Source organism: Ruegeria sp. YTSA105, from assembly GCF_059610225.1.
The window spans coordinates 197,206-217,965 of the sequence record NZ_JBXWNE010000006.1; the positions used below are offsets into that span (position 1 = coordinate 197,206).

Sequence of the window (20,760 nt, forward strand, 5' to 3'; positions counted from 1 at the left end):
GCTCCTGTCAAACAACCGAATACCCTCCGTCCACGATCACGCAGGCACCGGTCACAAAGGCTGCCGCATCGGATGCGAGAAACAAGGCTGTTCCAGCGATATCTTCTGGGTGACCCCAGCGTGCCAAGGGTGTGCGTGCTTCTACAGCGGTTGAGAAACTGGCGTCTTTTCGGGCTTTCGCCGATTGCTCGGTCACGATGAACCCGGGCGCGATCGCGTTCACCCGAATACCGTCTTTGGCCCACGCAATCGCCAGTGATTTTGTTAGTTGTTCCACGCCGGCTTTTGACGCGCCATAGGCTGGGTTGAGAGGTGACCCAAAACGCGCATACATAGAGGCCACATTTATGACGCGCCCTTTCGCGACCGAAAGGGCAGGGTGCAGCGCTTCGGCGCAGCGAAAAGACCCGGTCAGATTTACGTCCAGCACGTGGGAAAAGAACTCAGGTGCCATTTCTTCACCGCGTCGAGTCACCGCCGCACAGTTTACCAAGACGTCAATATGGTCCCGCTCACCTGCAAAATTGTAGACTTCCTCGGTGTTGGTTACATCCAGTTGAATGTAGTCAAACCGGGCGGCGTCCTCTTCGACGCATTGCGGTTCCACACCGGTAATCTCCACTGTGGCACCCGAGTCCTGGAATTCTCTTGCAATAGCGGCACCAATGCCGGCTCGGCTGGCACCGATCACCAGGACCTTTGCCCCGGCAAAGTCGAATGCGACCTTCGAAACCATCAAAGAACCCGGCTTTTGTTGCGTTTGAATTCGGATGCCATCAGTTTCCCTCGTTTGGCGAAATCGTTACTGCAATCGATTACATTTTGGGAAAAACCTACTTTCCAAATTATGTAATCGATTACATAATCGGCATCACATGAGATTCGAGTCAAGCCAGAAATCGACTGCCAAGCAATGAGCAAGATACCCAAACCCGCCACAATACAGGACGTCGCACGTGTTTCGCAGGTGTCGACAGCCACTGTCAGTCGAGTTCTGTCCAATCCCGATCTGGTGTCAAAATCAACACGTGGTGCTGTTTTGGATGCTATTCGCGAGACGGGATATCGCGTTAATCAGGCGGCCCGAAACCTGCGGATGAAAAGGGCGGGGGCCGTACTGATCCTTGTTCCCAACCTCGGCAAACCTTTCTATTCGGGCATACTTGCCGGTATCAGTGAGGGGTTTGCGGGCTCGGACTATGCAGTTCTGATTGCCGATACCGAAAGTAATCCGCTGCAGGAAGAAACTCTTGCCGGGTACTTTCGAGACGGCCGGATAGATGGCGCAATTTCTTTGGATGGTGGCATTCCTTCGACCGCACTTCAGCAATGCGTCACATACGGCGCCGGCGACCGCATAGTATTTTTGTGTGAATGGGTGGAAGGCGAGGCCTTTCCGGTGATTTCCAGCGACAACGCCGAAGGTGCGCGATTGGCGATCAGGCACCTGCATGATTTGGGCCACAAAAAAATCGCGCATGTTACCGGTCCCGACGGGAATGTTCTGACGACCGCTCGGCGTAAGGGCGTGGTCGAAGAACGGACACGCTTGGGGCTTCCAGCGCGGCCCGAGTGGATTATCAGGGGAGACTTCTCGCTGGAATCCGGACATGAGGCCGCCAGACGAATACTTGCGATGGATGAGCGCCCAACAGCGGTGTTCTGCGCTGCGGATATGGTTGCCTTTGGGTTGATTTCTGGGCTGGTCGCGGGTGGGTTGAAGGTGCCCGGTGACATTTCGGTTGTTGGTTTCGACGATATCGAAATGTCAGGATCTTATGTTCCGGCTCTGACAACAATCCGACAGGACCGACACCAACTGGGACGCCGTGCGGCAGAGGTTTTGCTGGGCCAGTTGGCGAACACTGGCAAAGCGCTTCCAATGAAATCAGCGCTTCCCGTAGAGCTTGTAACACGGGCGAGCTCTGCGCCGCCCAATTAGCGAAGTCAAAATTCAGGCGCCTTTGCTATAGTCAACGAAGAAGCGGGTGGCGCTGTGAGCGATGGAGAAAGGGGAAATGAGTAAGTCGACCATACCCATTGGCTCTGAACTCACTGTTCGGGATTATTCCCTGACTGGTGCGAATACGCGTCAAGCGATAGAAAACGGTCTGTCGGCCGCAGAGTGGTACCACAGCGATGTTCCTCGTAAGAAGCTGAAATCGCTTATGAAGCGCAGGGATGCGCCGGCCATTCGTGACACAGTGATCTGGATCGCTTTGCACTTTGTATTTGCGGCTAGCGGGCTGTACTTCTGGGGTAGCTGGCTTTGCGTGCCTTTCTGGTTTGCATACGGTGTCGTGTATGGTTCGGCCTGCGACAGCCGTTGGCACGAATGCGGACACGGAACGGCGTTTCGAACCCGCTGGATGAACGACGTCGTGTACCACATCGCGTCCTTCCAGATTATGCGAAACCCGGTCAATTGGCGCTGGAGCCACGCTCGGCATCACACCGATACACTCATTGTTGGCCGCGATCCGGAAATAGCGTGGATGCACCCGATCAGCCTCGTCCTGAAAGCGCTTGCGTTTGTGGGGATTGTTGAAACGTGGACCTCGCTCAAAGTTCTGACGCGAAATGCGATGGGAAACTTGTCGCAAGAAGAGCGGGATTACATTCCGGAAAGCCAATGGCCCAAAGCGGTCCTTTGGGCGCGGATTCACATTGCAATCTACGTTGCCGTCTTGTTGATTTCATTTGTTTTGCTTGTCTCCGGGGCCGCATGGAAATCCCTGATCCCCATACTCTTAATCGGAGGTCCTCGGGTCTATGGGTGTTGGCATTTTGTAATGACGGGGTTGCTTCAGCATGGAGGGCTTGCGGAGAACGTTCTTGATCACCGTTTAAATTCACGTACACTTTATATGAACCCGATAAGCCGTTGGGTTTACTGGAACATGAATTACCATATTGAGCATCACATGTTTCCGATGGTTCCGTATTACTCTCTTCCAGCGCTTCATGATCTGATCAAGGATGATCTGCCGCCGCCGAATACTTCGATTTGGGACGGCTACAAAGAAATGATGGGTTCTGTCATGAAGCAGCGTGTTGACCCGAGTTACGCCATACGAAAGTCTCTCCCGCCGACGGCCCGCCCATATCGGGAACATTTTCACTTGGCAGTTCCGGAGAGAAACACGGGGTTAGAAATCGGTGATCGAGGAGGAACGTAATGCCTTGGGTTGACGCATGCGCCGTAGACGATGTTGAGGAAGAAGATCTCATTCGTTGGGACCACGACGGTAGAACCTACTTGATTGTTCGCAGTTTGGACAAAGAGTTCTATTGCACCGACGGCCTCTGTACACACGAACAAGTGCACTTATCGGACGGTCTGGTGATGGACAATGAGATAGAGTGCCCCAAGCATAATGGGCTATTCGACTATCGCACGGGCAAAGCTTTGAGGGCGCCCGTATGCGAAGATCTTCGCACCTACGAAACCAGAGTAGGAAATGGTCGCGTCATGGTATTGGTGGAATGATTTTTTGGGCTAGGAGTGGTTTGTGATCGAGCTGTCCGCAACAGGCATCCGGCTTTCATTCGATTTGCAGTTGGGGTTGATCGAGAGTTTCAGTGTGTACGACGGTAACGCTGAGATTTCACCACTACATCGCGCACCTTGGGTCGGCACAGACGAAGTTATGCCCGAAGGTATAGCTCCTCATTTGGAAAAACTCGGCGGTGATTTCTTCTGCGCCCCATTCGGGTCAACTGAGGGGACATCGCCGCTGCATGGGTGGCCAGCTAACTCTCGTTGGAGACTAGAAGAAAAGACCGACAGCTATTTGCGCGCTGAGCTCGACAGAACGGTCTATGGAGCTAGGCTGCAAAAAGAGATTACACTGCATCCTGAGCATCCATTCGTCTACCAGCGTCACACTTTCATTGGTGGCGACGGCACGATGCCGGTTGCAAATCACGCAAATGTATCCTTGCCCAATGGTGGGATCATCCATACCTCTCGAAAGCAGTGTTGGAGAACGCCTAAGGTTGAACAGGAAGTTGATCCGGCATTAGGCTATTCAGCGCTTAGATATCCGGCTGAAAGCCAAACGTTGGCGTCTTTTCCCGGGAAAGACCGCGAAGTGAATCTGTCAAACTACCCATGGTCTCCACAGAGTGAAGACTTTGTTGTTGGATTGGATTCGCCTGATGAGGAATTGGGTTGGACCGCGGTAACTCGCCCCGTGGAGGGCGACATGTTCCTGTCGCTTAAATCGGCTCAGGCTTTGCCGATGACGATGTTGTGGCATTCGAACGGTGGTCGATACTATGCTCCTTGGTCGAGCCGCCACTTCGCCTGCCTTGGGGTTGAGGAGGGGGCCGCGTCGCCCATCCTGGGAAATGTCGAAAACAGTTCCCCCAACGATCACGGCGTCATTCATCTAAACCCCGATCGCCAAGTTGAGGTTACACATGTCATCGGGGCGCTTCGTTGGTGTAGTGGAGCCAGGGTGATTGCAGTTGAAACTCTGGGAAACCAACTTTTGATCCGAGGTACAGAAAATCAGGAGATTCTTGTGCCATTCGATCCGCAAGCCCTGAACATTTGAACGGGTGGTGCTAAGGGAAATTGGCTTGAGACAGGCAGGGCAGTTTCGTAGCTTCGCTTGATGAAAAAAACGCTCACTTTTTCTCTGCTTCAAAACCAACCCTGAGATCATTCGTCTAGCAGTGATGGTGTACGTTCGATTCTGGTTGAATAGGTTTGGCCCTATCTGTGCCGCAGAAATTAGCCGAAAACGCATAAATCGGATGCGATGTTTCGCGAACTGGTAGCGGCATCTAAATAAGGTTATTGTTGAAGATCAACGGCAAGCAATATCACCTGTGGCGGGTAGCCGACCATGAAGGCGAGGTGCTGGAAATCTATTTCACGAAGCGCCGTGATCGTGTTGCGGCCCTTTTACACTTGAAGAAAGCGATGAAACGATGCGGCCAGTCAGGTTTCGTCGTCACTGACAAGTTGCACTCTTACGACGCGGCGATGAAAGTCATAGGAAATGCCTCAAGGCAAGAAACCGACCGTTGGAAGAACAATCTTGCTGAGTATTCACATCTTCCGTCGGCGAAAAGAACGTGCGATGCTCTGCTTCCGGCAAAGGCGGTGTTTGCAAAAGTTTGCCGCAGACGACACTTCCGTCCATAGTCATTTCAATCATGAACGGCAGCTTTACTCACGCGACAAGTTCAAACTCAGTTGAACCGCCGCTCTTTCGGCGTGGAGCCAATTTAGTTTCGCCTAATTTTCAGCTTTCTGAGGTAGACTGAGACTGGTTCGAATTTGCCTGACAGCACCGCCACTCAGCCTGTTTCACCAAGCAACCTGCGATTTCTTTCTTCTGCAAACGCGGATTGGCTTCGCTGCAAGAATGTGCGTCGCGCTGCAGATCCTTCGAAATTATTTCCCACGAATAAGGGTCAGTTGCCCTGATTGCGGGCTTCCAACCGTTCAAGGTTCACAACGGTCGACAGCATCAACCTGTCATGGCTCCAGTCGTCTACAGGCTGCAATGACGCAGCGCCTAACGCCAATATCACAGCAAAAGCCACGCTTAAGGCAAAGAACAGAGGGGGCATTGTGGGTTGGATTGCAGGGGCATCTGCCAGGGCAATCACACGTTGACGCAAGACGCGTTTGGCCTTGCCCCCTTTAACCAATGCTACGTTCAATACACGCGGGCTGCCGCGCATTACTGAATTGGAGCAATAGTTCAGCAGGCAGGACGTGTATTCGACCGCGTTGATTTCACGGCGCGAAACGACGGATTGATCACAGGCCAGCTCGCGCAGCCGATCGAATTGAAACTTGAGAATCAGATATGCCGGGTTCCAGAACAGGAACGGCCGCAAAAGCTCGAACCCCAGTTCCCATTCAACATCGGCAGCCCTTACATGTTGCAGCTCGTGTGCAAGGGCAAACCGCATATCGCTGGGGGTGTTGAGCAGATGGCTGGGCAATACCACATGCCTGCGCCACAAACCGCGAACGGCGAAGGGGACTGTGACCCGGTCGGACAGGCGGATATCGACCTTTTCCGAGCTTCGCCACAGATAGCTGGAGCGAACAATGCCTCGGATTGCCAAACCGTCACGGATAATGCGCAGGATGCAGACCGCAGAATAGAGCGCCATTACCACCAAGATTGCCGATATAATCGGGTTTTCTCCTGCAAGGGTCTGTTCGATCCACCTTTGCCGGGTATTGAGCAGGGCCTCGAACTGGGTGGCGGGCATGGCGATATCGCCACGCAGATAGGCGGCAACGGCAAGATCCCCAATGGCGACCCCGCCTTCAACGGAATACATCGCCATGACCAAACCAGCCCCGATTGCCAAAAGGGGGCTGAGCAGTACGCAAAGACACAGAATTTTCAATGCGCGCAGCTGTGCAACAAACCCGTGTCGCATCTGCGTCATTGAAACCACGTATCTTGCCGCGATCCATACAATAGCCGCTAAGGCAAGAACCAGATTCAGTTCGAGAAATGCGTCGAGAACCGGTTTAACCGCTGTCATTTTGCAGTCTCCTCTCTACCAGTGCCCGAATATCCTCAAGATCTGCCTCGCTCAGACCGGCGTCATCTACCAACCGTGCAACCAGCGTGGCTGGTGTGTCATCGAACAGGGTTCGTGACAGGTTCTGCAGTGAACGCGCCTGATACCTATCCTTTTCCAGAAGCGGCGTATAACTCAGGGTCTTGCCGTTTTTGCGACTTTCTACAAAGCCTTTTTCGTCAAGAATGCGAAGGATTGTTGCCCCTGACGTATAGGCCAGGTTCCGATCTGGTGGCAGCCGGTCCAGTACATCACGCACCGAGCCCTGACCCAGAGCCCAGAGTTCGTTCATGAACTCCAGTTCGACCTCGGTCAGCAGGTTTGTCGTCTTTTTCTTTCGCATTGATCCCAGTGCCGTCATTTTTCCTGTGCCTGACAGACAAGCATCCTTTGATGGTTTCGCAAAGCCTAAACTTTCCAGAACACGAAAACGCCCCAGCCGATGGACAGGAACAGCGGTGTCCAGACCGGTTGCCCGACTAGCCCTAACCAGGCCAGAAAAATGTAAGCTGCCCCAAGCAACGTGATGAACAGCCGGTCGCCCAATGTGGTAGTCAAGCCCAGAACGCCGCGCCGTTCAATCCCGTCGCGGTATTTGAACCCTTCCAGCAGACCGATCAGAGCGATGGCTGAAAAGATGCCGACAAATACGGCCAGGGTCGCCGGTGTCCACGCCATCCAGAAATCCGGCCACAAGGGCGCGGTCCAGGAAAACTCTTTTTCTTCGGGCTGACCCACACTTCCCCACCCGGCCTGTGCTTGCGCCAAGGCCGAACCGGGGATCAGAAAGGGGATCAAAAGCAGTTTACGCATATCGAACCTCATACACGCCCCATCGCGAAACCACGCGCGATGTAGTTGCGGACAAACCAGATGACGATGGCGCCGGGGATGATGGTCAGCGTCCCGGCGGCGGCCAGTAGGCCCAATTCGTACCCGGCGCTGGACGCGGTTCGGGTCATTACGGCAGCGATGGGTTTGGCCTCGACCGCTGTCAGAGTCTTTGCCAACAGCATTTCGACCCATGAGAACATGAAGCAGAAGAATGCCGCGACGCCTACGCCCGCTTTGATATTTGGCAGGAATATCGTGACGAAAAAGCGCGGAAAGGAATACCCGTCCACATAAGCGGTTTCGTCCAACTCCTTGGGGATGCCACGCATGAACCCTTCCAAAATCCACACCGCTAGCGGCACGTTGAACAGCGTATGCGCCAGCGCCACCGCCAGATAGGTGTCAAACAACTGGATTGACGAATAGAGCTGAAAGAACGGTAAGGCGAACACCGCAGCCGGTGCCATCCGGTTGGTCAGCAGCCAGAAGAACAACTGCTTGTCCCCTAGGAACCGATAGCGTGAGAACGCATAGGCCGCTGGCAGGGCGACACAGACGGAAAGTACCGTGTTCAGCGTCACATAGGTGATCGAGTTGATGTAGCCCCAATACCACGTCGGGTCTGTGAAGATCGTGATGTAATTTTCCAGCGTAAAGGTCTGCGGGAACAGAGAAAAGCCCGACAGGATCTCGTTCGTGGTCTTGAAGGACATCGCCACTAGCCAATAGATCGGCAACATCAGGAACGCGATATAGAGGATCGGGATGAGGGAGCGCTTTTTCATTCGGCGTCATCCTTTGTCATCAGAGTGTAGAAGACCCATGAGACCAGCAGTGTGATGGCGAAATAGATCAAGCTCATCGCAGCCGCAGGGCCAAGGTCGAACTGTCCCAGCGCGATCTTCACAAGGTCGATCGACAGTAGGGTGGTCGAGTTTCCGGGACCCCCGCCAGTCAAAACGAAGGGTTCGGTGTAGATGTTGAAACTGTCCATGAACCGCAGCAGGATGGCGATTGTCAGAACCGTCTTCATCTTGGGTAACTGGATATACCGGAACACTGACCACGGGCTTGCACCGTCGATCTTGGCCGCCTGATAATAGGCGTCCGGGATCGAAACCAGACCCGCATAGCACAGTAGAACCACCAGCGAAGTCCAGTGCCAGACATCCATGATGATGACAGTGATCCAGGCCGACAATGGCTGCTGTGTCATGTCATAATTGATGCCCAGCACGTCATTCAGAAAATACCCCAGCAGACCGATTTTGGGCAGGGTAAAGATGTTCCACATCGAGCCGACGACGTTCCAGGGGATGAGCATCGGCAGAGCCATCAGCACCAGACAGACCGGCACCCAAAAGCCTTTGCGCGGCATCGACAGGGCAACAATGATGCCCAGCGGCACCTCGATGATCAGGATCATGAAGGTAAACAGGAACTGTCGCCCCAAAGCGGCCTGAAAGCGGTCGGAGCGCAGGATTTGTTCGAACCATCCCAGCCCTTCCCAGAAGAACTGGTTATTGCCGAAGGTCTCCTGCACCGAGTAGTTGACCACCGTCATCATTGGCACCAGCGCGTTGAACGCGACCAGTGCCAGAACTGGCAGGACAAAGAACCATGCTCTTTGGTTTATTGTTCTCATTGGGCCCGCTCCTGCGTTGCGATCCAGCCGTCGCGATAGACGCGGGACTGCTCGGGTTTGAATTGCAGAAAGACCATCGAGCCTTGTTCGGGCGCATTGTGTTCGGTGACGGCCTTGATCGGCGTGTTCCCAACCATGGCACTGACCACGTAATGGCGCCCGATATCGGCCACTTTGGTGACATGTGCCGGTATGCCGGATTGGCCGAAGCCTACATATTCCGGGCGTATTCCTAGATCGGTGCGACCACCTTCACCATGGGTCGGACCTTCCAAGGCCACTTCATGCCCTTCGAAAATAGCGCGATCGCCCTTTGTCTCGCAGGGCAAGACATTCATGCCGGGCGAGCCGATAAAGTGACCAACGAATGTATGCTGAGGCCGCTCGAACAGTTCAACCGGCGTACCAATCTGAACCACTTCACCATCCTGCATGACCACGACTTCATCAGCAAAAGTCAACGCCTCGGTCTGGTCGTGGGTGACGTAGATCATTGTGGCTTTTACGCGCTGGTGCAGCTCTTTCAATTTGGACCGCAGTTTCCATTTCAGATGCGGGTCGATCACGGTCAGCGGCTCATCAAACATCACCGCATTCACGTCATCGCGCACCAGTCCGCGCCCCATCGAAATTTTTTGCTTGTTGTCCGGGCTCAGGCCAGAGGCTTTGGTGCCCAGCATATCCGCGACATCCAGCATTTCGGCAATCTCATCAACACGCCGCTTGATGGTTACCGCGTCAACGCCCCGGTTTTTCAGAGGAAAGGCTAGGTTCTCGCCTACGGTCATCGTGTCGTAGATCACTGGAAACTGAAAAACCTGCGCAATGTTGCGCTGATCAGGGGGCAGGGCGGTCACGTCGCGGTCATCAAACAGGATCTGCCCCTCGGAGGGTGTCAGCAGGCCCGAGATGATGTTCAGCAGCGTAGACTTGCCGCAGCCTGATGGCCCCAGCAGCGCATAGGCCCCACCATCGCGCCAAGTGACGTCGATTTCCTTCAGCGCATAATCCTCGGGGCCTTGCGGCGATGGCATATAGCTGTGTCGAAGGTTTGAAAGCTTGATCTGTGCCATGTCAGGCCACCCTTTTGCCGTCTTGGCCGAAATACCGGCAATGGGCCGGATTCATATAGAAACTATGGTCTTCGCCAACCTGATAGGGATGTACGCCCGCCGCCAATGAAACCCATGCGTCGTTCCCATGTTGGAAATGCGCACTGGAGTCAGATCCGGATAGCTCGGTCACGATCACACGCCCGGTCAGTTCTACATCTGCGTCCGATGTGCGGAATGGCGTCACGCGATGCGGGCGTACCGCAACTGTGTATTCACCGTCTGCGATGCCGGTGACGGCCCATCCACCGCCCCCTGCAAGTTGCGCCTGCGCACCCGAGACGATGATATGCGCGACGTTGATGGGCGGATCCGAGAACACACGTGCGGCTGCGATGTTTTCCGGATTGCGGTAGATATCAGCGGTTGGCCCAAATTGGGTGACCCGGCCGTCTGCCATCAGAGCGGTATGACCACCGAGCAGCAATGCTTCTTCCGGTTCTGAAGTCGCATAGACCACAACGGCCCCGCGTCCGGCAAAAAGATCAGGAAGTTGCTCGCGTAGCTCTTCGCGCAGTTTGTAGTCCAGATTGGCAAGGGGTTCATCAAGGAACACGGCCCGGCTTTCCTTGGCAATCGCGCGGGCCAAAGCGGTGCGTTGTTGTTGTCCACCCGACAGCTCGTGCGGGCGGCGCTGCAGCATCGGGCGCAGCTGCAGCAGATCAGCGGCCTCTTCCACGCGGCCTTCGATTTCGCTTTTCGCCATGCCTGCCACGCGCAGGGGCGAGGCAATGTTGTCGAAAACGCTCATATGGGGGTAATTGACGAAAAACTGGTGCACCAGACTGATCTTACGCTTCTGCGTATTCAGCCGAGTCACGTCCTGACCGTCCATCAGGACTTTGCCTGTGGCGATCGGATCCAGTCCAGCCATCATCTTGATCAGTGATGTTTTCCCGGAACCGGTGGCACCCAGTAACACATTGAAATGGCCTGTTTGCAGCGTCAGATTCGTGGGTTTGATATGGATGACGTTGCCGACTCGTTTGGTCGCGTCTTGAAGTTCGATCATCTGGTGTTCTCTGGGGGTATTTGGGGGTAGGCCGGGTCTGAGCCCGGCCTACGAGTTTACGCTTACTGGGACTGCCAGCGCTGAACCAGTTCGTCATAGTTGACGGTCTGGCCTTGCGGCTTTTCGTTCTCCAGCTTGGCTTTTGGCGAACCCGGCTTTTCCAGCCAGAAGGACGCATCCTGCGGCTCGTTCAAGCGCGGACCACAACCGCCGTAGACACCGGCGCTTTCATCCGCGGCCTGCATCCGGCCCATTGTGATGTCCATCTCTTCGGCCAGACGATCCATCGCTTCTTGCGGAGTGAAGGCACCCGAGTTCACGTCACCGATCTGCTGCCACCAGATCTGGGCCAGCTTTGGATAATCCGGCACGTTGATGCCGGTCGGCGACCATGCCACGCGGTCAGGTGAGCGATAGAACTCGACCAAACCACCCAGCTTGGGCGCGCGTTCGGTGAACGACTCGTGGTTGACCGAGCTGTCGCGAATGAAAGTCAGACCCACATGGGACTTCTTCACGTCGACCGTCTTGGATGTCACGAACTGGGCATACAGCCAAGCCGCCTGAGCACGATCCGCAGGGGTCGACTTCAGGAAGGTCCAGGATCCCACGTCCTGATACCCAACCTTCTGACCATCTTCCCAATAGGGGCCATGCGGGCTCGGCGCCATCCGCCAAAGCGGTGTGCCTTCGTCGTCGACGGTGTTGTTGCCTTCGGACTTCGGCTTCACCATGTCGGCGGTAAAGGCGGTGTACCAGAAGATTTGCTGGGCCACGTTGCCTTGACTAAGCGCCGGCAGCGACTGGTAGAAGTCATAAGACGCGGCACCTGGAGGTGCATAGTTGCGCAGCCATTCGTCCCATTTGCGGATCGCATAGACCGCAGCTGGACCGTTCGCAGCACCGCCGCGCGACACAGAAGCGCCAACAGGGTTACAGGTGCCCGCTTCCATACGGATGCCCCATTCGTCAACGGGGATACCGTTCGGCTCACCCTTGTCGCCAGCACCAGCCATCGACAGCCACGCGTCGGTCATACGCCAACCCAGGTCAGGTGCGCGCTTGCCGTAATCCATGTGGCCATAGATCGCGGTACCGTCGACTTCTTTCACATCGTTGGTAAAGAAATCGGCGATGTCTTCGTAAGCGGACCAGTTGACCGGAACGCCCAGATCATAGCCGTACTTCTCTTTGAACGCGGCTTTGTTTGCCTCATCGTCGAACCAGTCCTTGCGGAACCAGTAGAGGTTCGCAAACTGCTGATCAGGCAGCTGATACAGCTTGCCATCCGGACCGGTGGTGAACTGAATGCCCATGAAGTCATCCAGATCCAGCGTCGGAGAGGTCGTGCCCGCCCAGTCGCCACCCATCATGTCGGTCAGCGGATACGCCAACTGCAGACGCGAGTGGGTGCCGATCAGGTCACTGTCGTTCACGTAGCCGTCATACAGGTTCCGACCTGTTTGCAGCTGGGTTTGAACGGCTTGAACTACTTCGCCTTCACCCAGAATCTGGTGATTGACCTTGATGCCGGTAATTTCTTCGAACGCCTTGGTCAGAACCTCAGATTCGTAAGAGTGCGTAGGGATGCCTTCGGACAGGACGTTGATTTCCATGCCATTGTAAGGCTGTGCAGCTTCGATGAACCATTGCATCTCAGCCATCTGTTCGTCTTTCGACAGGGTTGATGGCTGGAATTCGTCGTCGATCCAGCGTTGTGCTGCGGCTTCGTCGGCCCAAACGGGACCGTGCCCCGCAATGACGGCAGCCGCCGCCACTGCGGAAAGTAGATGTCTCCGCATCTGTTTCCTCCCAAAGATAATGTGATCCGGCGCAGACCGGATGACGATCAGCATCAGCGATTTGCCTCCTGCGTGTCAAACTAAATTTTTAGTAATTGAGGTGATGGCAGGGATAAATTTCTGAAAATGAATTGATTTATATCATGTTTTAAAGCACCATTTGCCCATTAATTTCAGTTCGCAGACCCCTTGAATGCAGGGTCGCGCGCGTGGTTTTTCGGCAGACGCTGTGATGTGGGTCCATTTGAAAAGCAGACCTTTGTGACCGTTTGCTGCACGATTTGAGTTCAATCAAGTTTTCAGGCTAAGAGGATCAGCAATGTCCCGAAGTCTTCTGAAATTTACCCGCGTTCTCGAGATCGTGGGGGATACGCTAAAGATAAAAGTTCCGAGTGACGGGTCCGCTGACGCGACGGTGCGTTTCAACGATCTGGCCGTGATCGAAACGGTCGATGGGCACAGAACGCTGGCGCAAGTCATCTTCATCGACCGCGATGTGATAACCTTGCAAGTGTTCTCGGGTACCAAGGGGATTTCGACCGAGGCGACAGCAACGTTCCTTGGTCATCCGATGCAAACCCCGTATTCGGCCAATATTCTGGGCCGGGTGTTTGACGGCGCAGGCGAGGCGATTGACGGCGGTCCGGACTTGTCTGCCGAACCGCGCATCGACATTGGGGGACCGACGGTGAACCCGGTTGAGCGGTCGGTTCCCAACAAGATGATTCGCACGGATGTGCCGATGATCGACGTGTTCAATACACTGGTCGAAAGCCAGAAGATCCCAATTTTTTCGGTATCCGGCGAGCCGTTCAACGCGTTTCTCAGCCGCATCGGCATTCAGGCGGATGCGGATATTGTTGTGTTTGGCGGGCTAGGGCTGATTTTTGACGACTACCACACGTTCAGAACCTCGTTCGAGGATGCGGGCGTGTTCTCGCGGACCGTGATGTTCGTCAATCAGGCCATGGACCCGTTGGTCGAACGCCTGCTGGTGCCGGATATGGCGCTGGCCGTTGCCGAGAAATTCGCTGTGGAAGAGGGCAAACGTGTTCTGGTCCTGCTGACGGATATGACCGCCTATGCCGATGCGATGAAAGAGGTTGGGATCAGTCAGGAACGCGTCCCATCGCAGCGTGGATATATGGGCGATCTCTACTCGCAACTGGCACGACGGTATGAGAAAGCTTGCGACTATGCCAAGGGTGGATCGGTTACTGTGCTGACTGTCACAACCATGCCCGGGAATGACGTGACCCATCCGGTCCCGGACAACACCGGGTATATCACTGAAGGCCAGTTTTACCTGCATTCCGGCGTGATCGACCCGTTCGGCAGTTTGTCACGCCTCAAGCAGAATGTAATCGGCAAGACCACGCGCGAAGACCACGGCCAGATCATGAACACGATGATCCGGTTCTATTCCGAAAGCCGAGATGCCGCGCAGAAACAGGCCATGGCGTTTGACCTATCGGATTATGACAACCAGTTGCTGAAATTCGGCGCTTTGTTCCGCAAACGCTTTATGGACATCAACGTCTCGATCCCGCTGGAGGATGCGTTAGATCTGGCATGGAAGACACTAGCTGAATGCTTTGCCCCCGAGCAGTTGCTGATGAAGCAGGATCTGATCGACAAATACTTCCCAAAGGATGCACATGGCGCGGTTGCAGCTGAATAAATCGTCGCTTGCACGCGAGCAGACGCAGCTGAAAAGCTATGAGCGGTTCTTGCCGTCTCTGGACCTGAAGCGTCAGCAACTGATGGCTGAACGGGCCAAGGCACGTAAAAATGTGCAGCACCTGCAGGAGGAGGTGACGCGCTTGGCACAGCAGGTCGGGGAAAAGCTGCCCATGCTGGCGCAACAAGGTGTCGACCTGGAAGGGTTGGTCGAACTAAAGGATTACCGCCTGAAGAAGGTCAACGTGGTTGGCGTTACCATGCCCGATCTGGACCGAATCGAGGTCGCGGTACGTCCGTATTCCCTTTTGGCCAAGCCACATTGGGTGGATGCAGTGGCGCGTTTGTTGCATGACATGATCGAAGCCCGATTGCGCGTGAAAGTGGCCGAAGAAAGGGTCAGGATTTTTGACAAATCAGTCGCCACGATCACGCAGCGCGTCAATCTGTTCGAGAAGGTGTTGATCCCGCGCGCCAGGGCCAATATCAAGAAAATCCGCATCTATCTGAGCGATGAACAGATGCAATCCGTTGTGCGCTCGAAAATCTCCAAACGCAAACATGCGAAGGAGGTTGCGGCATGAGTGTTGTAAGGCTGAAAAAACTGTCTTTGGTCGGCCGTGCCGCGAACAAGGGGGACACTCTAGGCGCGCTGCAGACATTGGGATGCATGCATGTTTTGCCTTTGGCACCGCCGCCGGCAGAGCCAGAGCGGATCAATGAGCGTGGTGCCCGAGATGCGTATAAAGCATTGCGGTTTTTGAAAGAATCGTCGGAAACGCGCCGTCAGGTTCGGCGCGATTCTGGTTTTGATATGGACCAGTTCGTCGGTGAAGTTCTGGACTTGATGCAGCGCATAAGGGATATGACCGACCACCGGGATTTTCTATCCCACCGGATCGCTCAGGTGCGCCCGTGGGGAGATCTGGATTTTCCGCCGAGTGATGTGTTGGCAGGCAACCGGCTTTGGTTCTATCAACTGCCGCTAAAGCACCGTGAGGCACTGGCGGAGCTTCAGTTGCCCTGGGCCATCCTGCAAGAGGATCACCGGTTTCTCTACGCCGTTCTGATCGCCCCGGAAGATCCCGAAGACGACATCCTTCCAGTGCCGCGCACCCATACGGGTTCGTTGCCCATTCACGAGCTTGAAGCTCAGCTGGAAGAGGCCGAAATCGCCATTGAGGCGCTGGAAGCCGAGCGTATCGGGCAGACCCGTTTTCTGACGTTGATGCGGCGTAATCTTGCCGCCGCCGAAAGCGCAGCAGAACTGGCCCATGCCACGCAAAAGGTCCGCGACGAAGGCGAAGTGTTTGCCCTGCAGGGTTGGGTGCCCAGCGATCAGGTCGAGGCTGTCCTGGACATGGCCAATTCGCAGAACGCCGCTGTTTTGATCGAAGACCCGGGCCCGAACGAGATGCCTCCGACGCTGCTTGAGCAGCCGGAAAATCGCAGTGCAGCGGTAGACCTTGCCCTGTTCTATCAGGTTCCTGGGTACCGAGAATGGGACCCCAGCATAATCGTGTCCGTCTCGTTCGCGATCTTTTTTGCGATGATCGTTGCGGATGCCGGCTATGGCCTGGTTATCCTGCTAGGGCTGTTGGCCTTCTGGAAACGTCTCGACAGTACACCGGCGAAAAGATCGTGGCGGCTTTATGGTCTGATCATCTCGGGCGCGACGGTCCTGTACGGGATTTTGGTTGGAAGCTATTTTGGCGCTTCCCCGGCTTCGAGCACGATCTGGGGGAAACTCAAGCTGTTGAACCTGAACAATTTCGACTCGATGATGATGATTTCAATCGTGGTCGGCGTTCTGCACCTGATATTGGCGAATGCGCTTGCAGCACGCGCGTCTTGGGGGCGGCGCAGTTCCGTTGCCAATCTTGGCTGGATCGCGGTGTTGATCGGCGGGTTCATACTGTGGCTGAGCTATATGAAAGGCGGACCCACAGCACCGGGTGCTGCGATTATGATCGCAGGCGCTTTGGCGATCCTTCTGTTCACCAGCGAGCGCGAGATTGCCAAACCGTCAGACTGGCTTTGGCGCCTTATAGAAGGAGTGCAGGGGCTGGCCGGGGCGATGGGGGCCTTTGGCGATGTGCTTAGCTACATGCGCCTGTTTGCGCTGGGGCTGGCCTCGGCTTCGCTGGCGATCACGTTCAACGATCTGGCGGTCTCGGTGATGCAGTCCCTGAAAGGGCTGGGCCTTCTGTTCGGAGTGTTGATCCTGATCGCCGGGCATATCCTCAATTTCGCGCTCGCCATGATGAGCGGCGTCGTTCACGGATTACGTCTCAATTACATCGAATTCTTTAAATGGGGCCTGCCGGATGAAGGCATCGTCTTTCGCCCGTTCGCCCGCAAGGAGGTTCAGGAATGAATGAGCTTGTACTTACATTGGGCTGGTTGGGAATCTATGCCCCCATGGCGCTGGGCGCCGCAGCAAGCGCGATTGGCTGTTCCATTGCTGGACAGGCCAGTATCGGAGCGATGACGGAAACCGAAGGCGGGTATGGCCGGTTTATCGGCGTGTCGGCCTTTCCATCGACGATGGTGATCTACGGCATCGTCATCATGTTCACGCTGAACCGCGATGTGACGCCTGAAAATGCAGGCGGGCTGTTCGGGATCGGTATCCTGTCGGGCATCGCCCTGATGTATTGCGGCATCTGGCAGGGAAGGGCCTGTGCTGCAGCGATCAACGCAACCAAGGAAAAGCCCGAGATTTTTGGCCTGGCACTTGCGCCGGCTGCAATCATCGAGGGCTTTGGCGTATTTGCCTTTGTGTTTGCTTTGGTCATCAGCGCGGGGATTAGCTGATGGCACAGGACGGGATGATTTCGCATGGGGTGGATGCGCTGATCGACAAGCTGCGCAGCGATGGTGTGGCTGCCGGTCAGGCCGATGCAGACAAGCTGCGCGCTGATGCCAAAGCCGAGGCGGCCAAAATTCTTGCCGATGCCAAGCGCGACGTAGATGAGTATCGGAAAAAGGCCCGTGCCGAGGCGGATAATTATCGCACAGCCGGAGAAGAGGCGCTGAATACAGCGATGCGTGATGCGGTGCTTACAATGAAGGCCGGTCTGACAGATCGATTCCGCAAGGATGTTGAACGGCTGGTCACCCAAGAAATGACTGATCCTGAACTGCTGAAACAAATGATCCTTGAAGTCGTCGGTCGCGCCGCGTCAGACGCCAGACTGGAAGGGCCCGCGCAGGTCATACTGCCTCCCAGGGTCGCCACTCAGGATGACATCAAACAGAACGCCGATGATATTCAGTCGGGAAAGCTGACGCGTTACGTTCTGGGACTGACGGCTGAAATGCTGAAGGAACAGGTTGAGCTGCACAGCGCGGATGACACCCAGAATGGCATCCGCATCCGGGCTGATGAACAGGGGGTTGTTCTGGATCTGACCGATAAGGCCGTCGCCTCGTTGTTGATGGAACATTTGCAGCCGCGCTTTCGTGCCGTTTTGGAAGGTGTGATCCGGTAACATGTCGGACCCTGACGCCTATATCGCGCTGATCAGCAGCCTGCCGGGCTCGGAACGGTTGTTCATCGCCAAGCAACCTCCGCTGTCGCGGCTCAGGCTGGACCGGCGCTTGCGGGCGCTGACACCAGCGGATGCACGGGTTCTGGAGGTAATGGAACACGCTCTGAACTGGAACAACTATGATATGAACGTCACGGATGCACAGACCATTGAGCGATGCAAAGAAGCGCTCCGGCACATTCCACAACCGACCTTGCGCAAGCTGTTCATGGAACGGATGGATTTGAGGACGGCGGTTGCCGCGCTGCGCCTGCGCAAACAGGGGGGTGCTGCACCTAGTGGCGTCTATGGCATTGGACGCTGGAGCCGACACATTCCGGCCAACTGGGGCGACCCTGCCTTTCGGCTGGAAACCCCGATGCCCTGGATCAAAGAAGCCAAACACTTGCTGGATGTCGATGATCCCCTGGGGCTTGAACGGTTGCTTTTGTCGGTCAGCCATAAGCAACTGAAACGCTACGCCGCGCGCCATCTATTCGATTTCGAAGCCGTGGCGATTTATGTTCTGATCTGGAATATTTTTGATCGCTGGGCGCAAAGCAATGCGCGTGACGCGGCAACGCGCTTTGAGAAACTGGCGCAACACGCCATGGCAAGTGCGATCGACTTAGATTTCGAGGGAGTAAGCGCATGACAGCCCCAACCTCCGCCACGCAGACCTCTACTGCCCGCGTCGTCTCGGTACAGGAAGGGCTGGTACAAATTCAGGCGAACCCTGATGCCACAGGCCATCCCGGACAGCTGGTCAAGAATGAGGTCGTTTTCATTCTGCCCACACGGCCCGGCCCCGGTGGACGTCAGGAACGTCTGAAAGCCGAAGTGTTACGGGTGCGGGGCGACACAGCCGATGTGCAGGTTTACGAAAGCACTGATGGCGTCGCCGTGGGCGACCCGGTCGAACAATCCGGGCAGCTGCTCTCGGTCGAACTTGGTCCTGGGCTGTTGGGGCAGGTGTTTGACGGCTTGCAGTCGCCTTTGGCCAAAGTGGCGGCAGAATTCGGAACCTTTCTGCCGCGTGGGGCGGACGTGGCGCCGCTGGACACTCAGGCAAAGTGGTCGTTTACCCCATCGGTCAAGGTGGGCGACACGGTCACAGCAGGCGACAGCATCGGGGCGGTGCCCGAGGGGCATTTCACCCATAAGATCATGCTGCCCTTTAATTGGGTTGGGGACTACAAAGTCATTTGGGTTCAGAAGGGTGCGGCCATGATCCATGATATCGTGGCGCGGCTTGAAGATGCACAGGGGGGTGAGCACACGCTGACCCTGTCGCAGAAATGGCCGGTACGACGGGCTTTGCCGGAAAACGTTCTGAAACGCACCTTGTCCGAGCGGCTCTATCCGACCGAACCTGTCCTGACCTCTCAACGCCTGATCGACACGTTCTTTCCGATTGCCCGCGGTGGGACGGCCTGTATTCCTGGTCCGTTCGGCGCAGGCAAGACGGTGCTGCAGAACCTGATTGCACGCAACGCCAAGGTGGACATCGTGATCGTGGTGGCCTGTGGTGAACGCGCGGGCGAGGTTGTCGAGACGATTGCGGAATTCCCGAAGATGACCGACCCGACCACTGGCGGCAGTCTGATGGACCGGACGATCATCATCTGCAACACCTCCTCGATGCCCGTAGCCGCGCGCGAGGCGTCTATATTCACCGGGATCACCCTGGGCGAATATTACCGTCAGATGGGGTACGACGTGCTGCTGATTGCGGACAGTACCAGCCGCTGGGCACAAGCGATGCGCGAGACATCCGGCAAACTGGAAGAAATCCCCGGCGAGGAAGGCTTTCCCGCCTATCTGGAAAGCTCAATCAAAGGGCTGTACGAACGCGCCGGAGCGATGAAGACCAATGATGGGGACACCGGCAGCCTGACCCTGATCGGGACCGTGTCACCGGCAGGTGGGAACTTTGATGAACCGGTCACGCAATCGACGCTGTCCACGGTGAAGTGTTTCCTCGGCCTGTCGTCCGAACGCGCCTATAAGCGGTTCTATCCTGCGGTCGATCCGATGCTCAGCTGGTCGCGTTATCTGGAACAGCTCTCAGACTGGTACGACACCAACGCCGAGGCCGGATGGACGGGCAAAGTGCGCGACTTGCTGGCATTGATCGAAAGGGGCGAACAGGTTGACCAGATGATGCAGGTGACCGGCGAGGAAGGGGTCACGATCGAGGATTTTGTGACTCAGCAAAAGGCGCTGTTTGTCGACATGGTCTATCTGCAGCAGGATGCCTTTGACCCGGTGGATGCGTCGGTGCCGCTAGAGCGTCAGAAGATGACGTTCAAACTGGTCTATGGCGTCACTCAATCCACCGCGCAATACGCCGACAAGGCCGAGGTGCGCCAAGTCTTCACTCAGCTTACGGGGTTGATGAAGAACTTCCACTATGCCGCCGAAAACACGCCGGAATTCAAATCCGTCTGGGCGCAAGTACAGGCCCTGTGTCAGGAAAAGTTCGGAGTGTGATGAAGTGGTAGCCCGTAGGGGAATCGAACCCCTCTTTCCAGGTTGAAAACCTGGCGTCCTAACCGATAGACGAACGGGCCAC

The 20,760-nt window shown here is 55.7% G+C and carries 20 protein-coding genes, 1 tRNA gene and 1 pseudogene; 12 read left to right on the forward strand and 10 right to left on the reverse strand.

Translation table 11 applies throughout. From position 1 onward, the window contains the following. Positions 1 to 7 precede the first annotated feature (7 nt). The gene (locus AC2FH2_RS10355; protein WP_496823457.1) at positions 8 to 736 is read right to left on the reverse strand and encodes an SDR family NAD(P)-dependent oxidoreductase; all 729 of its coding nucleotides are present in this window, start codon (positions 734 to 736) and stop codon (positions 8 to 10) included. A gap of 177 nt (positions 737 to 913) precedes the next feature. On the opposite strand from AC2FH2_RS10355, the gene AC2FH2_RS10360 reads away from it, so the two are divergent. The 5 genes and pseudogenes from AC2FH2_RS10360 (at position 914) to AC2FH2_RS10380 (ending at position 5,213) form a co-directional block, all read left to right on the forward strand. After that, positions 914 to 1,942, forward strand: coding sequence for a LacI family DNA-binding transcriptional regulator (locus tag AC2FH2_RS10360; protein WP_496823459.1), 1,029 nt, complete (start codon positions 914 to 916; stop codon positions 1,940 to 1,942). Between the two features lie 76 nt (positions 1,943 to 2,018). Beyond that, positions 2,019 to 3,179, forward strand: a complete 1,161-nt coding sequence (locus tag AC2FH2_RS10365; RefSeq protein WP_281994830.1) for a fatty acid desaturase family protein — start codon at positions 2,019 to 2,021, stop codon at positions 3,177 to 3,179. Beyond that, positions 3,179 to 3,490, forward strand: a complete 312-nt coding sequence (locus AC2FH2_RS10370) for a MocE family 2Fe-2S type ferredoxin (RefSeq protein WP_496823461.1) — start codon at positions 3,179 to 3,181, stop codon at positions 3,488 to 3,490. The genes AC2FH2_RS10365 and AC2FH2_RS10370 overlap by 1 nt, the downstream gene beginning before the upstream one ends. 22 nt (positions 3,491 to 3,512) lie before the next feature. After that, positions 3,513 to 4,562 (forward strand): hypothetical protein, encoded by a 1,050-nt coding sequence (locus tag AC2FH2_RS10375; RefSeq protein ID WP_496823463.1) that lies wholly within the window; start codon positions 3,513 to 3,515, stop codon positions 4,560 to 4,562. A gap of 106 nt (positions 4,563 to 4,668) precedes the next feature. Next, positions 4,669 to 5,213, forward strand: a pseudogene (locus AC2FH2_RS10380) (DDE-type integrase/transposase/recombinase). A gap of 217 nt (positions 5,214 to 5,430) precedes the next feature. On the opposite strand, the gene AC2FH2_RS10385 reads toward AC2FH2_RS10380, so the two are convergent. The 8 genes from AC2FH2_RS10385 to AC2FH2_RS10420 form a co-directional block, all read right to left on the reverse strand. Continuing rightward, on the reverse strand, positions 5,431 to 6,528 hold the full coding sequence (locus AC2FH2_RS10385) for a M56 family metallopeptidase (protein WP_281994828.1): 1,098 nt from the start codon (positions 6,526 to 6,528) through the stop codon (positions 5,431 to 5,433). Beyond that, the gene (locus tag AC2FH2_RS10390; protein WP_142634715.1) at positions 6,515 to 6,910 is read right to left on the reverse strand and encodes a BlaI/MecI/CopY family transcriptional regulator; all 396 of its coding nucleotides are present in this window, start codon (positions 6,908 to 6,910) and stop codon (positions 6,515 to 6,517) included. The genes AC2FH2_RS10385 and AC2FH2_RS10390 overlap by 14 nt, the downstream gene beginning before the upstream one ends. Positions 6,911 to 6,975: 65 nt before the next feature. Further along, complete coding sequence (locus AC2FH2_RS10395) at positions 6,976 to 7,380, reverse strand: DUF2160 domain-containing protein (RefSeq protein ID WP_142634713.1); 405 nt, start codon at positions 7,378 to 7,380, stop codon at positions 6,976 to 6,978. Between the two features lie 8 nt (positions 7,381 to 7,388). After that, positions 7,389 to 8,186: a carbohydrate ABC transporter permease gene (locus AC2FH2_RS10400; protein ID WP_142634711.1), complete on the reverse strand. Its 798-nt coding sequence runs from the start codon at positions 8,184 to 8,186 to the stop codon at positions 7,389 to 7,391. Beyond that, positions 8,183 to 9,046: a carbohydrate ABC transporter permease gene (locus tag AC2FH2_RS10405; RefSeq protein WP_142634709.1), complete on the reverse strand. Its 864-nt coding sequence runs from the start codon at positions 9,044 to 9,046 to the stop codon at positions 8,183 to 8,185. Before AC2FH2_RS10405 ends, AC2FH2_RS10400 begins: the two co-directional genes overlap by 4 nt. Continuing rightward, the gene (locus AC2FH2_RS10410; RefSeq protein ID WP_496823465.1) at positions 9,043 to 10,119 is read right to left on the reverse strand and encodes an ABC transporter ATP-binding protein; all 1,077 of its coding nucleotides are present in this window, start codon (positions 10,117 to 10,119) and stop codon (positions 9,043 to 9,045) included. The genes AC2FH2_RS10405 and AC2FH2_RS10410 overlap by 4 nt, the downstream gene beginning before the upstream one ends. Position 10,120: 1 nt before the next feature. Further along, positions 10,121 to 11,170, reverse strand: a complete 1,050-nt coding sequence (locus tag AC2FH2_RS10415; RefSeq protein ID WP_496823467.1) for an ABC transporter ATP-binding protein — start codon at positions 11,168 to 11,170, stop codon at positions 10,121 to 10,123. A 62-nt stretch (positions 11,171 to 11,232) separates the two neighbouring features. After that, positions 11,233 to 12,972, reverse strand: a complete 1,740-nt coding sequence (locus AC2FH2_RS10420) for an ABC transporter substrate-binding protein (protein WP_271946219.1) — start codon at positions 12,970 to 12,972, stop codon at positions 11,233 to 11,235. Positions 12,973 to 13,291: 319 nt separating this feature from the next. Here AC2FH2_RS10420 and AC2FH2_RS10425 point away from each other — a divergent pair, with 319 nt between their 5' ends. From AC2FH2_RS10425 to AC2FH2_RS10455, 7 genes are read left to right on the forward strand one after another with little or no spacing between them, the layout of a single operon-like run. Then, on the forward strand, positions 13,292 to 14,653 hold the full coding sequence (locus AC2FH2_RS10425) for a V-type ATP synthase subunit B (RefSeq protein ID WP_496823469.1): 1,362 nt from the start codon (positions 13,292 to 13,294) through the stop codon (positions 14,651 to 14,653). Beyond that, positions 14,631 to 15,236, forward strand: a complete 606-nt coding sequence (locus AC2FH2_RS10430; RefSeq protein ID WP_496689803.1) for a V-type ATP synthase subunit D — start codon at positions 14,631 to 14,633, stop codon at positions 15,234 to 15,236. The genes AC2FH2_RS10425 and AC2FH2_RS10430 overlap by 23 nt, the downstream gene beginning before the upstream one ends. Next, positions 15,233 to 17,029, forward strand: coding sequence for a V-type ATP synthase subunit I (locus AC2FH2_RS10435; protein WP_496823471.1), 1,797 nt, complete (start codon positions 15,233 to 15,235; stop codon positions 17,027 to 17,029). Before AC2FH2_RS10430 ends, AC2FH2_RS10435 begins: the two co-directional genes overlap by 4 nt. After that, complete coding sequence (locus AC2FH2_RS10440; protein WP_281972343.1) at positions 17,026 to 17,469, forward strand: ATP synthase subunit C; 444 nt, start codon at positions 17,026 to 17,028, stop codon at positions 17,467 to 17,469. Before AC2FH2_RS10435 ends, AC2FH2_RS10440 begins: the two co-directional genes overlap by 4 nt. Continuing rightward, positions 17,469 to 18,146, forward strand: a complete 678-nt coding sequence (locus AC2FH2_RS10445) for a hypothetical protein (protein WP_142634693.1) — start codon at positions 17,469 to 17,471, stop codon at positions 18,144 to 18,146. The genes AC2FH2_RS10440 and AC2FH2_RS10445 overlap by 1 nt, the downstream gene beginning before the upstream one ends. Position 18,147: 1 nt before the next feature. Beyond that, positions 18,148 to 18,840, forward strand: a complete 693-nt coding sequence (locus tag AC2FH2_RS10450; protein WP_281994823.1) for a hypothetical protein — start codon at positions 18,148 to 18,150, stop codon at positions 18,838 to 18,840. Next, a complete protein-coding gene (locus AC2FH2_RS10455) occupies positions 18,837 to 20,678 on the forward strand; it encodes a V-type ATP synthase subunit A (protein ID WP_496823473.1) in 1,842 nt (613 codons plus the stop codon). The genes AC2FH2_RS10450 and AC2FH2_RS10455 overlap by 4 nt, the downstream gene beginning before the upstream one ends. Before the next feature lie 5 nt (positions 20,679 to 20,683). On the opposite strand, the gene AC2FH2_RS10460 is transcribed toward AC2FH2_RS10455, so the two are convergent. Next, a tRNA-Glu gene (locus tag AC2FH2_RS10460) sits at positions 20,684 to 20,758 on the reverse strand. Between the last annotated feature and the right edge of the window lie 2 nt (positions 20,759 to 20,760).

What these genes read in the sequence shown, in the direction of transcription:
- AC2FH2_RS10355 (WP_496823457.1), bottom strand. Translation starts at nt 736, where the DNA reads ATGGTTTCGAAGGTCGCATTCGACTTTGCCGGGGCAAAGGTCCTGGTG.
- AC2FH2_RS10360 (WP_496823459.1), top strand. Translation starts at nt 914, where the DNA reads ATGAGCAAGATACCCAAACCCGCCACAATACAGGACGTCGCACGTGTT.
- AC2FH2_RS10365 (WP_281994830.1), top strand. Translation starts at nt 2,019, where the DNA reads ATGAGTAAGTCGACCATACCCATTGGCTCTGAACTCACTGTTCGGGAT.
- AC2FH2_RS10370 (WP_496823461.1), top strand. Translation starts at nt 3,179, where the DNA reads ATGCCTTGGGTTGACGCATGCGCCGTAGACGATGTTGAGGAAGAAGAT.
- AC2FH2_RS10385 (WP_281994828.1), bottom strand. Translation starts at nt 6,528, where the DNA reads ATGACAGCGGTTAAACCGGTTCTCGACGCATTTCTCGAACTGAATCTG.
- AC2FH2_RS10390 (WP_142634715.1), bottom strand. Translation starts at nt 6,910, where the DNA reads ATGCGAAAGAAAAAGACGACAAACCTGCTGACCGAGGTCGAACTGGAG.
- AC2FH2_RS10395 (WP_142634713.1), bottom strand. Translation starts at nt 7,380, where the DNA reads ATGCGTAAACTGCTTTTGATCCCCTTTCTGATCCCCGGTTCGGCCTTG.
- AC2FH2_RS10400 (WP_142634711.1), bottom strand. Translation starts at nt 8,186, where the DNA reads ATGAAAAAGCGCTCCCTCATCCCGATCCTCTATATCGCGTTCCTGATG.
- AC2FH2_RS10405 (WP_142634709.1), bottom strand. Translation starts at nt 9,046, where the DNA reads ATGAGAACAATAAACCAAAGAGCATGGTTCTTTGTCCTGCCAGTTCTG.
- AC2FH2_RS10410 (WP_496823465.1), bottom strand. Translation starts at nt 10,119, where the DNA reads ATGGCACAGATCAAGCTTTCAAACCTTCGACACAGCTATATGCCATCG.
- AC2FH2_RS10415 (WP_496823467.1), bottom strand. Translation starts at nt 11,170, where the DNA reads ATGATCGAACTTCAAGACGCGACCAAACGAGTCGGCAACGTCATCCAT.
- AC2FH2_RS10420 (WP_271946219.1), bottom strand. Translation starts at nt 12,972, where the DNA reads ATGCGGAGACATCTACTTTCCGCAGTGGCGGCGGCTGCCGTCATTGCG.
- AC2FH2_RS10425 (WP_496823469.1), top strand. Translation starts at nt 13,292, where the DNA reads ATGTCCCGAAGTCTTCTGAAATTTACCCGCGTTCTCGAGATCGTGGGG.
- AC2FH2_RS10430 (WP_496689803.1), top strand. Translation starts at nt 14,631, where the DNA reads ATGGCGCGGTTGCAGCTGAATAAATCGTCGCTTGCACGCGAGCAGACG.
- AC2FH2_RS10435 (WP_496823471.1), top strand. Translation starts at nt 15,233, where the DNA reads ATGAGTGTTGTAAGGCTGAAAAAACTGTCTTTGGTCGGCCGTGCCGCG.
- AC2FH2_RS10440 (WP_281972343.1), top strand. Translation starts at nt 17,026, where the DNA reads ATGAATGAGCTTGTACTTACATTGGGCTGGTTGGGAATCTATGCCCCC.
- AC2FH2_RS10445 (WP_142634693.1), top strand. Translation starts at nt 17,469, where the DNA reads ATGGCACAGGACGGGATGATTTCGCATGGGGTGGATGCGCTGATCGAC.
- AC2FH2_RS10450 (WP_281994823.1), top strand. Translation starts at nt 18,148, where the DNA reads ATGTCGGACCCTGACGCCTATATCGCGCTGATCAGCAGCCTGCCGGGC.
- AC2FH2_RS10455 (WP_496823473.1), top strand. Translation starts at nt 18,837, where the DNA reads ATGACAGCCCCAACCTCCGCCACGCAGACCTCTACTGCCCGCGTCGTC.